General features: G+C 56.4%; 14 protein-coding genes. 10 read left to right on the top strand and 4 right to left on the bottom strand.

Translation table 11 applies throughout. The annotated features are described in order from the left end of the window. Window positions 1-39 precede the first annotated feature (39 nt). Window positions 40-414, top strand: coding sequence for a hypothetical protein (locus B3075_RS06535; RefSeq protein ID WP_290487684.1), 375 nt, complete (start codon window positions 40-42; stop codon window positions 412-414). 125 nt (window positions 415-539) lie between these two features. Here B3075_RS06535 and B3075_RS06530 read toward each other — a convergent pair whose 3' ends face one another. Together B3075_RS06530 and B3075_RS06525 are read right to left on the bottom strand one after the other, a co-directional pair. Further along, on the bottom strand, window positions 540-1,523 hold the full coding sequence (locus B3075_RS06530) for a metallophosphoesterase family protein (protein ID WP_290487682.1): 984 nt from the start codon (window positions 1,521-1,523) through the stop codon (window positions 540-542). A gap of 206 nt (window positions 1,524-1,729) precedes the next feature. Continuing rightward, window positions 1,730-2,959 carry a saccharopine dehydrogenase family protein gene (locus tag B3075_RS06525; protein WP_290487680.1) on the bottom strand — a complete coding sequence of 410 codons (1,230 nt, stop codon included), beginning with the start codon at window positions 2,957-2,959 and terminating at the stop codon, window positions 1,730-1,732. Window positions 2,960-3,169: 210 nt separating this feature from the next. On the opposite strand from B3075_RS06525, the gene B3075_RS06520 reads away from it, so the two are divergent. Further along, a complete protein-coding gene (locus B3075_RS06520; RefSeq protein ID WP_287161786.1) occupies window positions 3,170-4,135 on the top strand; it encodes a thioredoxin family protein in 966 nt (321 codons plus the stop codon). 326 nt (window positions 4,136-4,461) lie between these two features. Here B3075_RS06520 and B3075_RS06515 read toward each other — a convergent pair whose 3' ends face one another. Further along, window positions 4,462-6,564, bottom strand: coding sequence for an alpha-L-fucosidase (locus tag B3075_RS06515; RefSeq protein ID WP_290487677.1), 2,103 nt, complete (start codon window positions 6,562-6,564; stop codon window positions 4,462-4,464). Window positions 6,565-6,881: 317 nt separating this feature from the next. On the opposite strand from B3075_RS06515, the gene B3075_RS06510 reads away from it, so the two are divergent. From B3075_RS06510 to B3075_RS06480, 7 genes are all read left to right on the top strand, one after another. Further along, window positions 6,882-8,741 carry a peptide ABC transporter substrate-binding protein gene (locus B3075_RS06510; protein WP_290487675.1) on the top strand — a complete coding sequence of 620 codons (1,860 nt, stop codon included), beginning with the start codon at window positions 6,882-6,884 and terminating at the stop codon, window positions 8,739-8,741. Between the two features lie 5 nt (window positions 8,742-8,746). Beyond that, window positions 8,747-9,661: an ABC transporter permease gene (locus tag B3075_RS06505; RefSeq protein WP_290487722.1), complete on the top strand. Its 915-nt coding sequence runs from the start codon at window positions 8,747-8,749 to the stop codon at window positions 9,659-9,661. Then, window positions 9,658-10,614 (top strand): ABC transporter permease, encoded by a 957-nt coding sequence (locus B3075_RS06500; protein ID WP_094139822.1) that lies wholly within the window; start codon window positions 9,658-9,660, stop codon window positions 10,612-10,614. Before B3075_RS06505 ends, B3075_RS06500 begins: the two co-directional genes overlap by 4 nt. 15 nt (window positions 10,615-10,629) lie before the next feature. Further along, window positions 10,630-10,995, top strand: coding sequence for a DMT family protein (locus B3075_RS06495; protein WP_164917489.1), 366 nt, complete (start codon window positions 10,630-10,632; stop codon window positions 10,993-10,995). Between the two features lie 59 nt (window positions 10,996-11,054). Continuing rightward, window positions 11,055-11,279, top strand: a complete 225-nt coding sequence (locus B3075_RS06490; RefSeq protein ID WP_128804681.1) for a hypothetical protein — start codon at window positions 11,055-11,057, stop codon at window positions 11,277-11,279. 264 nt (window positions 11,280-11,543) lie between these two features. Further along, on the top strand, window positions 11,544-12,725 hold the full coding sequence (gene tyrS / locus B3075_RS06485; RefSeq protein ID WP_094135647.1) for a tyrosine--tRNA ligase: 1,182 nt from the start codon (window positions 11,544-11,546) through the stop codon (window positions 12,723-12,725). A 36-nt stretch (window positions 12,726-12,761) separates the two neighbouring features. Continuing rightward, window positions 12,762-13,742, top strand: coding sequence for a bile acid:sodium symporter family protein (locus tag B3075_RS06480; protein ID WP_290487671.1), 981 nt, complete (start codon window positions 12,762-12,764; stop codon window positions 13,740-13,742). 24 nt (window positions 13,743-13,766) lie between these two features. Here the strand turns inward: B3075_RS06480 and B3075_RS06475 are convergent, their stop codons facing one another. Beyond that, entirely contained in the window at window positions 13,767-14,123 is a 357-nt protein-coding gene (locus B3075_RS06475) for a hypothetical protein (RefSeq protein ID WP_094135651.1), read from the bottom strand. A 187-nt stretch (window positions 14,124-14,310) separates the two neighbouring features. On the opposite strand from B3075_RS06475, the gene B3075_RS06470 reads away from it, so the two are divergent. After that, entirely contained in the window at window positions 14,311-15,525 is a 1,215-nt protein-coding gene (locus B3075_RS06470; protein ID WP_290487669.1) for a hypothetical protein, read from the top strand. Window positions 15,526-15,539: the final 14 nt, after the last annotated feature.

Raw genomic sequence — 15,539 nt, 5'->3', positions numbered from 1 at the left:
AACGGAACGTCTTGACGGCCGCGAAATCATGGAAGTTCGGTGCCATTTCAGTTTTTCGGCATTTTACAGGCAGGACATCTGGGGGCCGCAGCGATGCCATCTCGTGACGATTTCCAAATTCGGCTGCTGTGTGGATCAGGATACCGTAATGAAGACAGCAATGACAATGGTAAGTATCATTTGGAAAAGAGATTGGAGCCTGCGTTTGTGGAGATGCTGGTCCGCTTTTATCCGGGGCAGGCTGGTGAAGTGGTCAAATATCTTAAAAAGGCCGGGTACGCTGATCAGGAAATCGGAGACCTGATTGACCGGACTGTAGGCCGCGATGGAAAAACGGAGTTTTTATATAAGGGCGGCTGGGGGCGCCAGCACGATAGAAAGATCAAGTCCCGTGGCTCCGGGCATATGAAATAACATGGAGGATTGGGAACTTCCCGGAAATTTCATTGTTTTACCAGGGACGCCAGGGGGCATGGCAGACGGGAACAGGCAGATTCCGGGATGCCGCGTTATGGAAGAAACAGGGGAAGCTGTATGTTCTAATCCATGGGAATTGCGTAGGAGTTCAATTTGTGGAACTCTCCGCTTTGGGGGCCTTCGTCGGTAATGCCGTTGTTGGGGGCGGCGTAGGTGTCCAGGGTCATGGAATCCGGGTAAATGGTCAGGATATAGTAGGCCGTGATGCCGGAGCGGTATTGCAGGGTTTTTACCCGGGATTTTGCCGGCGGCAAAAAGGGAATGGGGAGCACCTTGTTTCCCGCGGGGGCGCAGATCAGGGAGGTAAGGGTGTTTTTCCCGTCCGGGGAGGTAATTATATACAGGTCATGGGCGTGCAGGTGCCCGGTGACGACGAAGCGCACTCCGGCATTCCGGAGATTACGGTAAAAGATATTTTGCTGTTCCGCCGCGCTGTCATTGTAACGGCCCCACAGGCATTCCCGGAATTGCATGGGCGTTTGCAGGGTGCGGTGGGTGAAAACCAGGCAGTGCCGCGGAACGGTGTTGGCCTTGCTTCTGTTGCGTTTGACCCATGCGCTGAAGTCCACGAGCTGGTCAGGGGTGAGGTCAATATCCATGAAATACAGGGAAGCGTTTTTATGGCGGATGCCGTAGTTCAGTTTTCTGGTGGCCAGCCCTTGGGCGCCCTGCTTCCGCGTAGGCAGGAAGAGTTCCCGGAATTGTTCCGCCCGGAAAGGAAGGGAGTCATGATTGCCGCGCACGGCGTAAAAGGGGATGCCTTTTTCCCTCAGAATGTTGTTGAGTTCCTTGCGTTTGGACAGACCCTTGACGGGGGCGCTTCCTTCAATATCCGCCATGTCCCCTACCTGGACGACCATGTCCACGTTGTGTTTCAGGATTTCCCCATAGAGGGTTTTGATGAAGTTGACTGCTACTCCCTCGCTTCCTTCCATGCGCTTGGGGGAGTCGTGCGTATCGCCGATGATCGCGATTTTCCATGGGGCTGTATCTTCCGCCAGTGCCGGCTGAAGCAGGAACATGAGAAATAACGCAAGATATTTCATGGCACTGGATTTTTACAACCTGCCTGCTCTTCCCGCCAGAAAATTATGACTAAGGCGGAAAGATGCCGTCCGGGGCTTTTTCTTTTGCCCGGAGGCAGGCGTTGACGTGCTGTCCTGGGGAATTCTGTTCCCCGCTGAAAACGGAAAAGCCGGACATTGGAAATTCAATGTCCGGCTTTGATGATGCCTATAACGCTGGCTGAAATTTATTGCTGGTTGACCTTCAGTATTTTGGCCTGTTCTTCCGTGAGCTCAACGCAGTGCCAGGGGAGGCCGCGCCTGTTGAGCTCGTCCATGAAGGGATCCGGATCATTTTGTTCCATATTGAAGACTCCCGCGCCAGTCCATTTGCCCGTAAGGATCATTTCCGCGCCGATCATGGCCGGAACCCCCGTAGTATAGGAAATGGCCTGGGAACCTACTTCTTCAAAACATTGTTCATGGTCGCAAATGTTGTAAATGTACACAGCCTTGAATTGGCCGTCCTTGATTCCGGTGATGACGTTGCCGATGCAGGTTTTTCCCCTGGTCGTCTTGCCCAGGTCCCCGGGGTCCGGCAGTACGGCCTTGAGGAATTGCAGCGGGATGATTTCAATTCCGTTGTACATGACCGGGTCAATGCGGGTCATGCCTACGTTCTGAAGCACTTCCAGGTGCTTGAGGTAGTTCGGTGAGAAGGACATCCAGAATTGCGCCCGGCGGATGGTGGGGATGTGCTTGACCAGGCTTTCCATTTCTTCATGGTACATGCGGTAGATTTCATAGGTGCCCACTTCCTGCGGACAGGCGAAACTCCGGTGCATGCTCATGGGGGCGGTTTCCCGGAAGGCTCCGTCTTCCCAGTGGCGGCAGGGCGCCGTTACTTCCCGGATGTTGATTTCCGGGTTGAAGTTGGTGGCGAAAGCCTTGCCATGATTGCCGCCATTGACGTCAATGATGTCCAGCGTATGGATTTCGTCAAAGTGATGCTTGAGGGCCCATGCCGTAAAGACATTGGTGACGCCGGGGTCAAAGCCGGAACCCAGCAGGGCGAAAAGCCCGGCGTTGCGGAATTGCTCCTGGTACGCCCATTGCCAGGAGTATTCGAATTTGGCTACGTCACGGGGTTCATAGTTGGCGGTATCCAGGTAGTTGACTCCGGTTTCCAGGCAGGCTTCCATCAGGGTGAGGTCCTGGTAGGGCAGGGCCACGTTGATCAGCAGCTGCGGCTTGATTTCCCGGATGAGGGCCACGGTGGCGGGCACGTCGTCCGCATCTACGGAATGGGTAGTGATGCTGACGCCCGTTCTGGAGCGTACGTCCTCCGCAACGGCATCGCATTTGCTTTTCGTGCGGGAGGCCAGATGAATGCTTTGAAAAATGTCCGGCAGCTGGGCGCATTTATTGGCTACCACATGTCCAACGCCGCCTGCTCCAATGATTAAAACCGTATTCATGATAGGTTCAGTACATAAGTGAAAACAGGCTGAAAGGCAACCCCTGATTTTGTGTGACAATACCCTTTTCCCTTCGGTTCGGCCCGGCTGTGACTTTGGTTTCCGGAAAGCATTTTTTCCCGGGAAATGCTTTCCGTCTGGAATTTTCCAAAAATTATTGAACAAGGGATTGACGCGGGCTGTCCGATTTTACAATATCAAATTGTAGATATGATTAGACAAATTCTGCCAGTAGTTGTTGCCGCCTGCGTCGCTCCCTGTTTTGCCGCGGAAGGGTGGATTACCGATATGGATGCCGCCAAAAAACAGGCCGCCGAACAGAAAAAGGATTTAATGATCGAGTTCACCGGTTCCGACTGGTGCCCTCCCTGCATGCAGCTCCGCGCCAACGTATTCAGCAAGCCGGACTTCCAGAAGGAAGCACAGAAAAATTTCGTTTTGGTGGAGCTGGATTATCCGCGCGGCAAGGAACAGTCCAAGGAAATGAAAGCCGCCAATGAAAAGCTTGCCCAGCAGTACGGCGTGCGGGGATTCCCGACCGTTGTGTTTGCGGACGCTTCCGGCAAGCCTTTTGGGGGATTTGTTGGAGGGCGTTCCGGGGATGATGTGATGAAAGCCATGCAGGATGCCCTGAAGAACAAGGAAGCGCTAAGCGCCGCGGAAGCGAATGTCGCCAAGGCTGCTACGGATGAAGCGAAGGTTGCCGCTCTGATGGAAGTGCTCAAGCTGGCTCCTCAGGAATATGTGGACAATTTTTATGGTGACGTGAAAGCGGAAATCAAGAGGCTGGACAAAGAGGACAAGTCCGGCTTGAAAGCCGCAGACGCCCATGCTGACCTGCTTAAAAAGGAACAGAAGGACGTGCAGAATTATCTTGCCGGCAAGCTGACGGACAAGACGACGCCTGCGGAAGCCCTTCAGGTGGTTAAGGCGTATCCCGACCGTGACAAGCTTCTGCCGGAAACACAGCAGCAGTTGCTGATGATGGAGTTCGGAACCTATCTGAATTCCACCGGTGATGTGGACGGCGCCGTTTTGATTCTGGATAAGGTGGCCGAATTGAAGCCGGGAACGGAAGTCGGGATGCAGGCCCCTCGCATCAAGGCCGGCGTTCTTGCCAACAAGGATAAGATCAAGGCCCAGATTGACGCCGCCAAAAAAGCGCAGAGCAAATAATTAAAGCTGCTTTTTCCTTTCCCCTGATTTGGGAATCGGCCCCGCAACGGTTTTCTGCCGTTGCGGGGTTTTTGCTTTCCCTCTGTTTCTCCGGTTACTCAAAAGGGATGACGGAAAGGAGGCATGGTGGCTTATGAAGGCCGCTGTTTTCCTGCGGCGCGTGTTGCCGGCGCATCCTGCTGCGGGAGTGATGAAAGGCAGGATTCGCTGTCGCTTCCGTCAGGTCGGGTATATGGGCTAAGCAAGAGTGTCGTGTGGCGGCAACACTCTTCTCCGGCATTAAAAATCCGGTCCAGGAGAGAGTGCGGGAATAGCATGCTGTTGGGTTATTGAAGTTTGATGACGGTGTCCAACCTGTCCCAGGTGATACCCTCTGGCAAAGTGATTTTGTACTGGTTTCCTTCCTTTTCAAGCCTGACGGCTTTTCCGTTTCCGATGCCGTCCACAATGAGGGTCGCTCTCGTGAATTTTTCCCCGATATCTTTGATGAACAGGGAGGTATTTCCCTTTAGCTCTTTTCCTTGTCGGGCAATCAGCGGGCTGACGTGAAGATAAACGGTTTTTTTGCCGTTGTGATCCGCCTTGTAGCAGCTGCCTCCCCATGGCTGGTCCCTGTAGGGGCCTCCTCGGGTGTTGTAAATAGCCTCCCTGTAGAGAGCAATCCATTTTCCCATGGACAGGAAAGTTTCAGTCTGTTTCGGATCAAATGTTCCCAGTGGAGTGGGGCCGATGTTGTAAAGCAGGTTGCCGTCCTTGACAATGTTATTGATCAGGAATCTGATAGAGGTTTCGACGGGCTTGGGTATTGCCTTGGAGGTGTAGGACCAGTTGCCCGTCCAGCGGGTGCCGGGGATATCCGCTACGGTCATGCAGCTTTCCCAGGGCGTTTGAGTATTGAAGGGGCCTAGCTTGCATTCCGGCGTCAGGAAATCCCCTTTCAGGTCGTCGGGCAGCGGTTCCTTATTGCCTCCGCGGGTGCTGTTCATGCGGTTGTTGATCAGAATGTCCGGCTGGTACTGCTTGATGCGGCGCATCATGGTGCGGGGATCCCACTGGTTGAGGGAGCTATTGCCCAGGCTGTCGAACCAGAGCACATCCACTTGGCCGTAGCGGGTGAGCAGTTCGCTGACCTGACCGAAGTAGTATTCCAGATAGCGGTAGTGCTGGTCGGTCAGGTAGTAGGGATTGTACCAGTCTCGTCCAGAATAATAAAATCCCAGTCTGAGCCCGGCCGCATGAACTGCCGCCGCGAATTGTTCCACGATGTCTTTGCCGTAGGGAGTGGCGGCAATGGTGAATGTGTCGTAGTCGGAGGGGAAGTTAGAGAAGCCGTCGTGATGCTTGGTGGTCAGCACGGCATATTTCATACCGCTTTTTTTGGCGACGGACATCCATTTTCTGGGGTCATATTGCTTGGGGGTGAAGCGGCGGTGGGCGGAGTCGTACTCAAAGTCTACAGTATTTTTATGGCCGCTGGCGCTGTCTTTGGGACGCGCAGCATTGCGTTCCCAGCTTATTTCCCGTTCCAGCAGGGAAGAAGGGTTCCAGTGAACAAACAAGCCGAATTTGGCATCCCGAAACCATTTTAACTGTTTATTATCGGCCTTGAAATCGAAGAGTCCGTTGACGGCTTCATTAATCAGGTCACGGTCTTCTACTGGAGAGAAGATGTCTTTTTCAGGAGAGAGAATCACCAGCCCTTCCGCCATGGGCTGCATGCGAAAGTTTGGTACGGGAGATTTTGCCTTGTCTCCCAGCCAGAGGTTGAGTTGCAGAACCCTGGCCACATTATTTATTTCATAAGCTTTCTGTCCGGCTGCTTCCTCCATGATTTCATCGGGCAGTTCCCTGTTGAAAACGGCCTGTACAAAGGGTTGGCTGATATAGATTTTCCCGTTTTCCCGGAAAGGTCTGATATCTTCGGGCAGAGGGATTCGTTTATTTCCGGCCATCGCGCAGGGAGCTCCATGCAGCTTGTCCGTATTTACGGTAAAGTATACGGCGTTTCGGAGTTTTTCAGATAGTTCTTTTTGAAGCTCGTCCACATTTTCCCGGTAGCTCCTGCCGGGATGGAAACGGTTATTGATGCTTTCCGCCTGTTTTTCCGTGATGACCGGGCCGATCCACTGGCTGGCAGCCGCGTCTTTGGTTCCGCAGCCCACAATAATCCGGAAATATTTTCCTGCATCCTTGTCCGTCAGGGTGTAGGATTCCGCATCACGGCCCTGCTGAACCACTACGGTTTTTCCGTCCCGGACATCTGCTTTTTCCCACCGGATTACGGGATTGGCGGATTCTCCGTCAGGCGCGCTGTAACGGCTTTCCAGCGTAGTTCCGACTATTTCTTCACCATTAATATAAGGTCTGAGCCACGAGGCGGTGACGGCATTTCCTGCCTGAATGGAGATTATCCCCACGAGTACGGTCAAGATACGGGATGTTCGGTGTTTGAATTTAAACATGGGAAAGATTTAGAGGAGGAATAACCGGGGGAACAGGATAAACCCCCCCGTTTTATAAAAGACCAACAAGGAAGAGGGGCTTCTTTCTTTCCGTGAAATTTTATGTGTATGATGATCGTACGAAAGAAAATATATTGTTAAGCCGCAGAACTGAGAGCCGGGCGGGATAAAGGTTCCGGGGGGCCTTCCGCTCCTGGTCGGGCGCTCCGGCCGTTGTGGATTTGCCGCCGTATTTCTTGACGTGAAGCCTTGCGCATGGGAAGGAAACCTGACAGAATCCCGCCATGCGCCTGTTCATGATGTTCTGTGTGATGCTTTTGCTCGCCGGATGCGATACGCGCTCCAGCGTGGAACGGGCGCAGGAGGCTGGGGTGCTCATCGTGGGCAATAATGCGGAACCCCAGAGTTTTGACCCTCACATCGCCACTTCCGTTTCCGATTTCAAGATGATCAATGCCGTCATGGAGGGACTGCTGCGCGGGGATTCCAGGGATGACGCCGTTTTTCATCCCGCTGTGGCGGAGTCGTGGACGCACAGTCCGGAGGCGGACAAGTGGCGTTTTGCCCTGCGGAAGGGAACCGTGTGGAGCGACGGCGTTCCTGTGACGGCTCATGATTTCGTGTATGCCTATCATCGCCTGCTTCATCCGGGGTTTGGCGGGAGGTACGCGGACATGCTTTATCCGCTGAAGAATGCGGAAGCCTATAACCGGAACAGGCGCAGCCTGCTGCTGTGCGGTCCCGGTTCCCGGCTGGCCGGGGAAGAGGGGTTGGATGAGAAAGTGTTGGCCGGGGTGGATTGGGAGAGGCTGGACGGCATGGGAGCCGGTGAGCTGGAGGCTCTGCGGGATAATCCTTCCCTGATGGAGTGGCCGGCCGGGATGCCGGAGGAAGGAGCGCGGAAGATTGCGGCGCGGATGTTGGAGGATGTCCGGGCCGGAAAGCCGGATTTATGGGAGGAAGCCCGCGTAGGCGTGCGCGCCGCGGATGATTATACCCTGGAGATGGAGCTGCGTTCCCCGATGCCCCAGCTTCCCCTGCTGCTGCTTCACTGCACCTGGTTCCCGGTTCCCCGCCATGCCGTGGAAGCCCGCGGCGGCATGCTGGACAGGACGGGGGGATGGATGCGGCCCGGAGCGGCCGTAGGGAACGGACCTTTTCTCATGGCGGAGCACCGGTTCAATGATTATGTGGAGGTGCGCCGCAATCCCCGGTACCGGAACGCTTCCGCCGTCCGGCTGAATGGAGTCCGTTTTCTTCCTACCGTGAACGGCTTTACAGAAACCCGCATGTTTTTCAACGGCAAGCTTCATGTCACCAACAACGTGCCTCCGGAGATGACGGCTTACGCCCGGGAGCGCGGCGGCGATGATTTTTGCCAGGATGATTATTACGTGACTATTTTTTACCGTCTGAATACGTCGCGTGCGCCTCTGGATGACGCCCGGGTCAGGCGGGCCCTTTCCCTGGCGGTGGACCGGGAGGCCCTGGTGCGGGATGTGGTGTGCGGCGGCGGCCAGCCGTGCTTCGGCTTTACGCCGGACGGCGCCGGATACAAGACGCCGCATGGGGTGGAGTTCAATCCGGAGAAAGCGCGTTCCCTGCTGGCCCAGGCCGGTTTTCCCGGCGGGAAGGGGTTTCCCCGGCTGGAGCTGATGACTACATCCCGCGAAGTTCAGAAGACGATGGCGGAAGCCATCCAGGGCATGTGGAAAAAGCATCTGGGGATTCATGTGGATATCCGTTCCTGTGAGTGGACGGCCTACAAGTTCGCGCAGAATTCCATGCAGTATGATTTTAGTTCCTCCTCATGGTCCGGGGATTATCTGGACCCTTCCAGTTTTCTGGATTTGTGGGGTTCCGCCTCCGGGAACAATAATACGGGCTGGTCTCATCCGGAGTATGAACGCCTGCTGGCGGAGAGCCGCGCCACGGGAGACCAGGAGAAGCGCATGGCCCTGCTGGCCCGTGCGGAAGCGCTGATGCTTTCCGAATCCCCGGTGATTCCCCTGTATTGGGCCAAACGGTCCTATTTGAAGAGGCCGGAGGTGCGTGGGTGGCGTCCCCTGCTGCTGGACAACCATTTGTTTGAGGATATCAGCCTGGACGCCGACCGGGAACATGGGAAGGAGGCCGCGCCTTGACCAGGATGATTCTGAAACGCCTGGGGCAGGGGCTTCTGGTCCTGCTGGTGCTGGAGACCGTGACGTTTTTCCTGATACGCCTGTTGCCGGGGCACCCCTTCATGGGGGAAAAGAAGCTGCCGGAGCATGTCCTCCAGCAGCTCCAGGCCAGTTACGGGCTGGATCAGCCCTCCCTGGTTCAATACGGGCGTTACTGGTGGAATATGCTGGCGCATGGCGACCTGGGACCGTCTTTGGTGAAGGAAGGCGTCAGCGTGGCGGATATGATCGGCCAGTCATTTCCTGTTTCCCTTCAGCTTGGCGTCATAGGCATGGCTATTTCCATTCTGGCAGGGATTCCCGCCGGAATCGTGGCGGCTCTGTACAAGAACCGGTGGATGGACTGGTGGGTGATGCTGGTTTCCATGGCCGGCATCTGCATTCCCGCCTTTGTCGTGGCTCCGGTGCTGGGCGTAGCTCTGGGCATGCATGTGCCCGGCTTGAGCGTGGCCGGATGGGATTCTCCCGGTTGCGTGGTGCTTCCGGCTTTGACGCTGGGTCTGGTGAATGCCGCATATCTGGCGCGCCTGACGCGCGGCGGCATGCTTGAAGTGCTGGGGCAGGATTTTATCCGGACGGCTCGGGCCAAGGGGGCGGGGCCTTTCCGTACGGTTTGGAAGCACGCTTTGCGAGGCGGCCTGATTCCGGCCCTTTCCTATCTGGGGCCTGCTTTTGCCGCCATGATTACCGGTTCTTTTGTGGTGGAGACCTGCTTCCAGGTTCCCGGCATGGGCCAGCATTTCGTGAACGCGACAACGGACCGGGATTATTTTCTCATCCAGGGCCTTGTTCTGTTTTACGGTATTCTGATCGTCGCGGCCAATCTGGGTGTGGACCTGGCGCAAATGGCCGTCAACCCGAGATTGAGAAAAGAATCATGAGAAGAAGAGGATGGAACAGGACGGAGGAACAGGGTTCCTCCCTGTGGAAGGACGCCTTTCTGCGTCTTTCCCGCAACCGGGCGGCCATGTTTTCCCTGCTGGCGCTGGCGCTGATTGCGGCGGCCTGTTTTCTGGGGCCCCTGCTGCCGTGGCTTCCGCATCCTAATGTGCAGGATTTGTCCCGGATTGCGGAAAGTCCTTCCTGGGGGCATTGGTTCGGCACGGACCAGCTTGGGCGGGACCTGCTGGCGCGCGTGTTGTACGGCGGCCGCATTTCCCTGCTGGTGGGCGTGGTCGCCACGGGCGTTTCCCTGGTGATCGGCGTGGCGTACGGACTGGTTTCCGGTTATGCCGGAGGTAGGCTGGACGCCCTGATGATGCGCCTGGTGGATGTGCTTTTTGCCCTGCCGTTCATTGTGCTGGTGATTATTTTTTCCCTATCCGTGGAGGAGCCGGCCCGGAGGCTGACGCAGTGGGTTTCCGGCATGACGGGCTGGTCTGTGGAAATGGTGAGCCCCATGACCGGGCTAATTCCCCTGTTCATCGCCATCGGCGCTTTGGGCTGGCTGACGCTGGCGCGCATTGTCCGCACGCAGACGATGGAGCTGAAAGGGCAGGAGTTCGTGGAAGCCGCCCGCTCCCTGGGCATTGGTCACATGAAAATTCTGTTCCGCCATATTGCTCCGAATTTGTTCGGAACCGTCATCGTGTACACGACGCTGGCTGTTCCCGGCATCATGCTGCTGGAAGCCGTTCTGTCCTTTCTGGGGCTGGGCGTGAAGGCTCCCAATTCCTCATGGGGAACGCTGATTAAGGAAGGTGCGGACCGCATGGAGGTTAGTCCGGAATTGCTTCTGTTCCCGGCGCTCCTGTTTTCAGCTACCCTGCTGGCGCTGAATTTCCTGGGGGACGGACTGCGGGACGCCCTGGATCCCAAGTCCTCCAGGGATTGATATTTTTAAGTAAAAATCATGAAGATTGCGTTAACGATTTCCATGCTGGTGGTCTCCAACGTTTTTATGACGTGGGCGTGGTACGGCCATCTGAAGAAGGGTTCCGGGGCGGATGACAAGCCCCTGCTGATGATTATTTTGATGAGCTGGGGATTGGCGTTTTTTGAATATTGCTTCATGATTCCCGCCAACCGCCTGGGCAGTGCGGGCGGGCTTAACGTGGCCCAGCTCAAGATTATGCAGGAGGTGATTACCCTGTGCGTGTTTATTCCTTTCGCCCTGTTCTACATCGGAGAAAAATGGAAGTGGGATTACCTGTGGGCGTTTTTATGTGTCTTGGGGGCCGTTTTCTTCGTTAACAGGGAGCGTTTGCTCGGGTGACAGACTTTTTCCGTTCGCATTCCCGTCGCCGGGCTGTCTTACCATGAAGAAAGATGAAGATGAACATAATTCCTGTTTTTGCCGCGGCGGCCTCAATCGTTCTGGCCGCAGGCTGCCACCACCGCCACCACGAGCATGATTATTACCGTTCCGGGCCGCCGCGCCATGATCATCATGATCGTGACGGATGGAATCACGGGCGGACAAGGCCGGTTCCCAAGCCGCGCCCGCATTACATAACCGCCAACCACGCTTCCTATCCCCGCCTGTACCAGCTTCTGTAGAGTTTGCGGGGAGTTTCCGCAGCAGGAAGGAGGCCGGGTATCATTCTTGTGATATGGAACAGGCGGGAGGGCCGCGCGGGGAAAAATCCTGCACCGGGGTGTCGTTTATTCCGCTCTCCGGGGTGGAATCCGCTCCTGTTCTTCCGTTCCTTTTTCCTCCTGTCGGGACCGGTGGCGGGAACTCCCTGATCGCGTTCGATGAGCCGTGCACAGGATATAGGCTTGAAAAGGCGCGGCGCCCCCGGCACTCTATGCGCCAGATCAATGACTATAGATGAGCAATTAGACATATTGATGGGCGGTACCGCCGTCGTGATCAGCCGCGAAGAGCTGAAGGAGCGCCTCAAGCTGGGCCGCCCCCTGCGCGTGAAGCTGGGCGTGGACCCTACTGCTCCGGACATCCATTTGGGCCATACCGTGGCTATTGAGAAATTGCGCCAGTTCCAGGAACTTGGCCACCAGGCTGTTTTGCTCATCGGGGATTTCACCGCCACGATCGGCGACCCCTCCGGACGTTCCGTGACCCGCCCCCCCCTTTCCCGTGAACAGGTGCTGGAGAATGCGGAGACATATACCAAGCAGGCGTTCAAGATTCTGGACCGTGACAAAACGGAGATCGTGTACAATGGGGACTGGTTCCGCAAGATGACGTATGAGGAGGTGCTGAGGCTTAATTCCCGCGTGACCATGCAGCAGATGCTGGCCCGGGAGGATTTCAAGGCCCGTGTGGAGAGCGGCAGGGAGGTACGTCTGCATGAGATGCAGTATCCGATTATGCAGGGCTGGGATTCCGTGGAAATCCGCGCGGATGTGGAACTGGGCGGGACGGACCAGCTTTTCAACATTCTGGTGGGCCGCGACCTTCAGAAGGAGGAAGGCATGCTGCCGCAGATCGCCATGACGATGCCTCTTCTGGAAGGTCTGGACGGCGTGCGGAAGATGTCCAAGTCCTACGGGAATTACGTGGGCGTGGATGAGGCGCCGGAGATGATGTTCGGCAAGATGATGAGCGCCAGTGACGAACTGATGGACCGCTATTACCTGGTGCTGCTGGGCGAGAAGCGGGACATGGGATTGCATCCGATGGAAGCCAAAAAGCTCCTGGCCTGGAAAATCACGGCCCGCTATCATGATTCCGCCGCTGCGGATGCCGCGCGTTCTGACTGGGAAACCCGTTTTTCCAAGAGGGATCTGGCCGCCGCGGATTTGCCGGAAGTGGAGATTGCCGTCCTGCCTGCCGGCATGAATGCCCTGGCCCTGGTCTCCTTCCTGTTTGAGAACGTTTTCCAGGTGAAAAAATCCAATGGTGTTCTCCGCAAGGAGCATTTCGCGCCCGGCGCCATCCAGTTGAATGATGTGAAAATGACAGATCCCTCCGCCGTTTTGGAACTGGCTCCGGGCAGCGTCCTGCGCCTGAGCAAGAAGCATGCTGTGCGTTTCAAATAGAACGCCGGAGGCGGCATTGACCTTTTTCCCTTTTCCATGCCGGGATTCCTTGCCAAATTGGATCGCTTCACTATCGGCCTCATCGTCAGTGTGGGCGCGGGGATTCTGGTTCCCTGTTCCGGAGTATGGGATACAGTGTTCAGCCGCTTGAGCGATGCAGCCATCATTCTGCTTTTTTTCCTGTACGGGGCCAAGCTTTCCCGCCGTTCCGTATGGGAAGGGTTGATGCACTGGCGCCTTCAGGGGCTGGTGGCTGCGAGCACCTTTGTCATTTTCCCCCTGCTGGGCATGGTCAGCATGCCCTTGTGGAGTCGTGTGCTGGGGCCGGATTTGTGCATGGGCATGCTGTACGTGTGCATGCTGCCTTCCACCGTGCAGTCCAGCATAGCGTTCACTTCCATGGCGGGCGGCAATGTGGCCGCGGCCATTTGCTCCGCCTCCGTTTCCAGCCTGCTGGGGGTGTTCCTCACCCCCTTGCTGGTGGGGCTGGTGTGGTCCCGCGGAGGGGAAGGAGGCGTGGATTTTTCCACTTTCCTGAACATCTGCTATATTATTCTGGTGCCTTTTGTGGCCGGCCAGTTCGCCCAGCGCTGGATCGGCAAATGGGTGGTCGCGCACCGGAACCTTACTTCCTGGACAGACCACAGCACCATCTGGCTGGTTATTTACACGGCATTCAGCCATGCGATGATTAACGGCGTATGGAAAAATCTGCCCTGGCTTTCCCTGGTGGAGGTCTTGGCTTTTTGCGGCCTCCTTCTGGCCGCGGCCCTGTGGCTGACGGCTTTCCTTTCCCGCAGGCTTCATTTTCCCCGCGAGGACCGCATTGCGATTATTTTCTGCGGCTCCAAAAAGAGCCTGGCTACCGGCATTCCGATGATGAACGTGATTTTTGCCGGAGCCCCCATCGGACTGCTGGTGATTCCCATCATGGTGTTCCACCAACTCCAGTTAATGGTCTGTTCCTTCCTGGCCCGGAAGTGGGCGAAGGATGTGGGAAAAGGGGAACAACTTTAAGAGGGCCTTTGTCTGCCCGCCCTCTCAATGTCCGGTCAGGCGCAGGACGCCGTCGTATTGCATGTCCCGGCCCGGAACAATGATGTGGCTGCCGCAGGAAGGAATTTTTGCGGTAACGGGTTTATTGCGGAACTGGGTCAAAAACCGCTGGAAGGATTCCATATCTTCCGGGATGATTGTTACTTCCGTATAGGCGGGGTTGGAAGGCGCATGCGTGATTTCCACCCGGAAGGAGCCTGCGATGTTGCCGTCCGGCGCATAGAATTCCAGTGATTCTTCCGTAGAGGCGGGATGCATGAAGAACAGGAAAAACATGATGCCCAGGGCCGCCAGGGTGACGACAGTCAACGGAATATTTTTTCTGAGGGGACTGATATGCATGCTTTCTTTTCCTTCCTTCCCTAAGATTATGGGTTTTGCCGGAGCGTGTCAACCCCTCCGGGGGACAGGCTGCGGAGGATTCCTTTCCCATATTCTTTTCAAGGAACAGGTTCCGGAAGAGAGGGGGATGGAAAAAGGGTTGCGTCTGCGGGACAATGTGATAGCTTGTGCGGGCAAAGGGAACCCTATGACCGTACCTGTAAAGATACTGTCCGTATTGGCGGGGCTGAGCCTGGCTGGAAGCGCCCGGGCGCGTATTTGGACGAATGACCGGGGCGCTACCGTCGTAGCCGTGCTGGTGGCCGTCCGTGATGCGGAGGTGGATTTGAAGCTTCAGGACGGGCGCGTGGTGGTTGTTCCCCGGAATATTTTTTCCGGAGCCGATCAGGAATATATTCTGGAATGGGCAAAGTCTGACGGGACGCTTCCGGATACGGATGCAGGGGCGGAGAACCCTCCTGCGCAGGGAGATTCCGGCAGCCGATACGTTCCTCTGGAGCCGAATTGGGATGTTCCCTGGCCGGAGAGGGTGGCCGTTCCCGGTTTCCTGCTGGTGAAAACCGTACAGGAGACGGAGGAATTGAGCGTGTATGAAACGGATCATTTCATTATAGAGTCTCCCGGAAAGCTGCCGGAAGCGGAGCGTATGGCCCTGGCCCGGCGCTTTGAAACCGTTCTGTCTGCCCTGGCGTCTGTTCCGTTGAACCTGGCGGTGGCCCGCCGGCCTTCCCGCAAGTATCTGGTGAGGGTATGTTTCCGGGAAGAGGATTTCAACGGGGCGCCGGGCCTGCGGAACGGGCATCTCAAGTTTTCCCCTACCAGTTTTACGGCCCTGTTGTTGCGCGATAAAAAGGGAAGGCTGCTGAAACCGGATGAACTGGATCCGCGCTTTGCCGCCACGCACTGGGCGGCGCAGTCCATGGATTGGGACCACTGGCTGGTGGACGGCTTTTCCGCGTACATGGCTTTTCTTCCCATGGAGAAGGAAGCGCTGGTATTCCGGAAGATTCCGGAAAGGCTGGCCACGAGGGTTCCGCGCGCCGTCCGCACGGGCAGAGAGGCTTTGCCGGCCCTGGCGGACATGCTGGACAGGGATGCCGCGCATTCCGCCGCGGAGCATGGCGTTCCCACCAGGGAAGGAAAGCTTCAGTATTGGGCCGATTTGTTATGGATGGTTTATTGGAGCCATCTGGAAGGGAACGGAAAGGCGGAGCGCCTCAGAAGCTATTTGAAGGTCCGTGATGCGGAGGGCGGCGGAAAGGCGCGTGCTGTTTTGCTGGATGGCAAAACTCCGGAAGAGGTACAGGGGGAAATGGCGGCCGCTTGGAAAAAAATGGGATTGAGGCTGATATTTTCTCAGCCGGCTTCTGCTGCCGCGGACGGGAAGTCCGCGGAAAAATGACGGGAAAGGAAGGG

Source organism: Akkermansia sp. UBA7090 (assembly GCF_002493465.1).
Lineage (GTDB): Bacteria > Verrucomicrobiota > Verrucomicrobiia > Verrucomicrobiales > Akkermansiaceae > Akkermansia > Akkermansia muciniphila_A.
The sequence above is the reverse complement of the archived record's forward strand: the minus strand, read 5'-3'. Positions and strand labels throughout refer to the sequence as shown.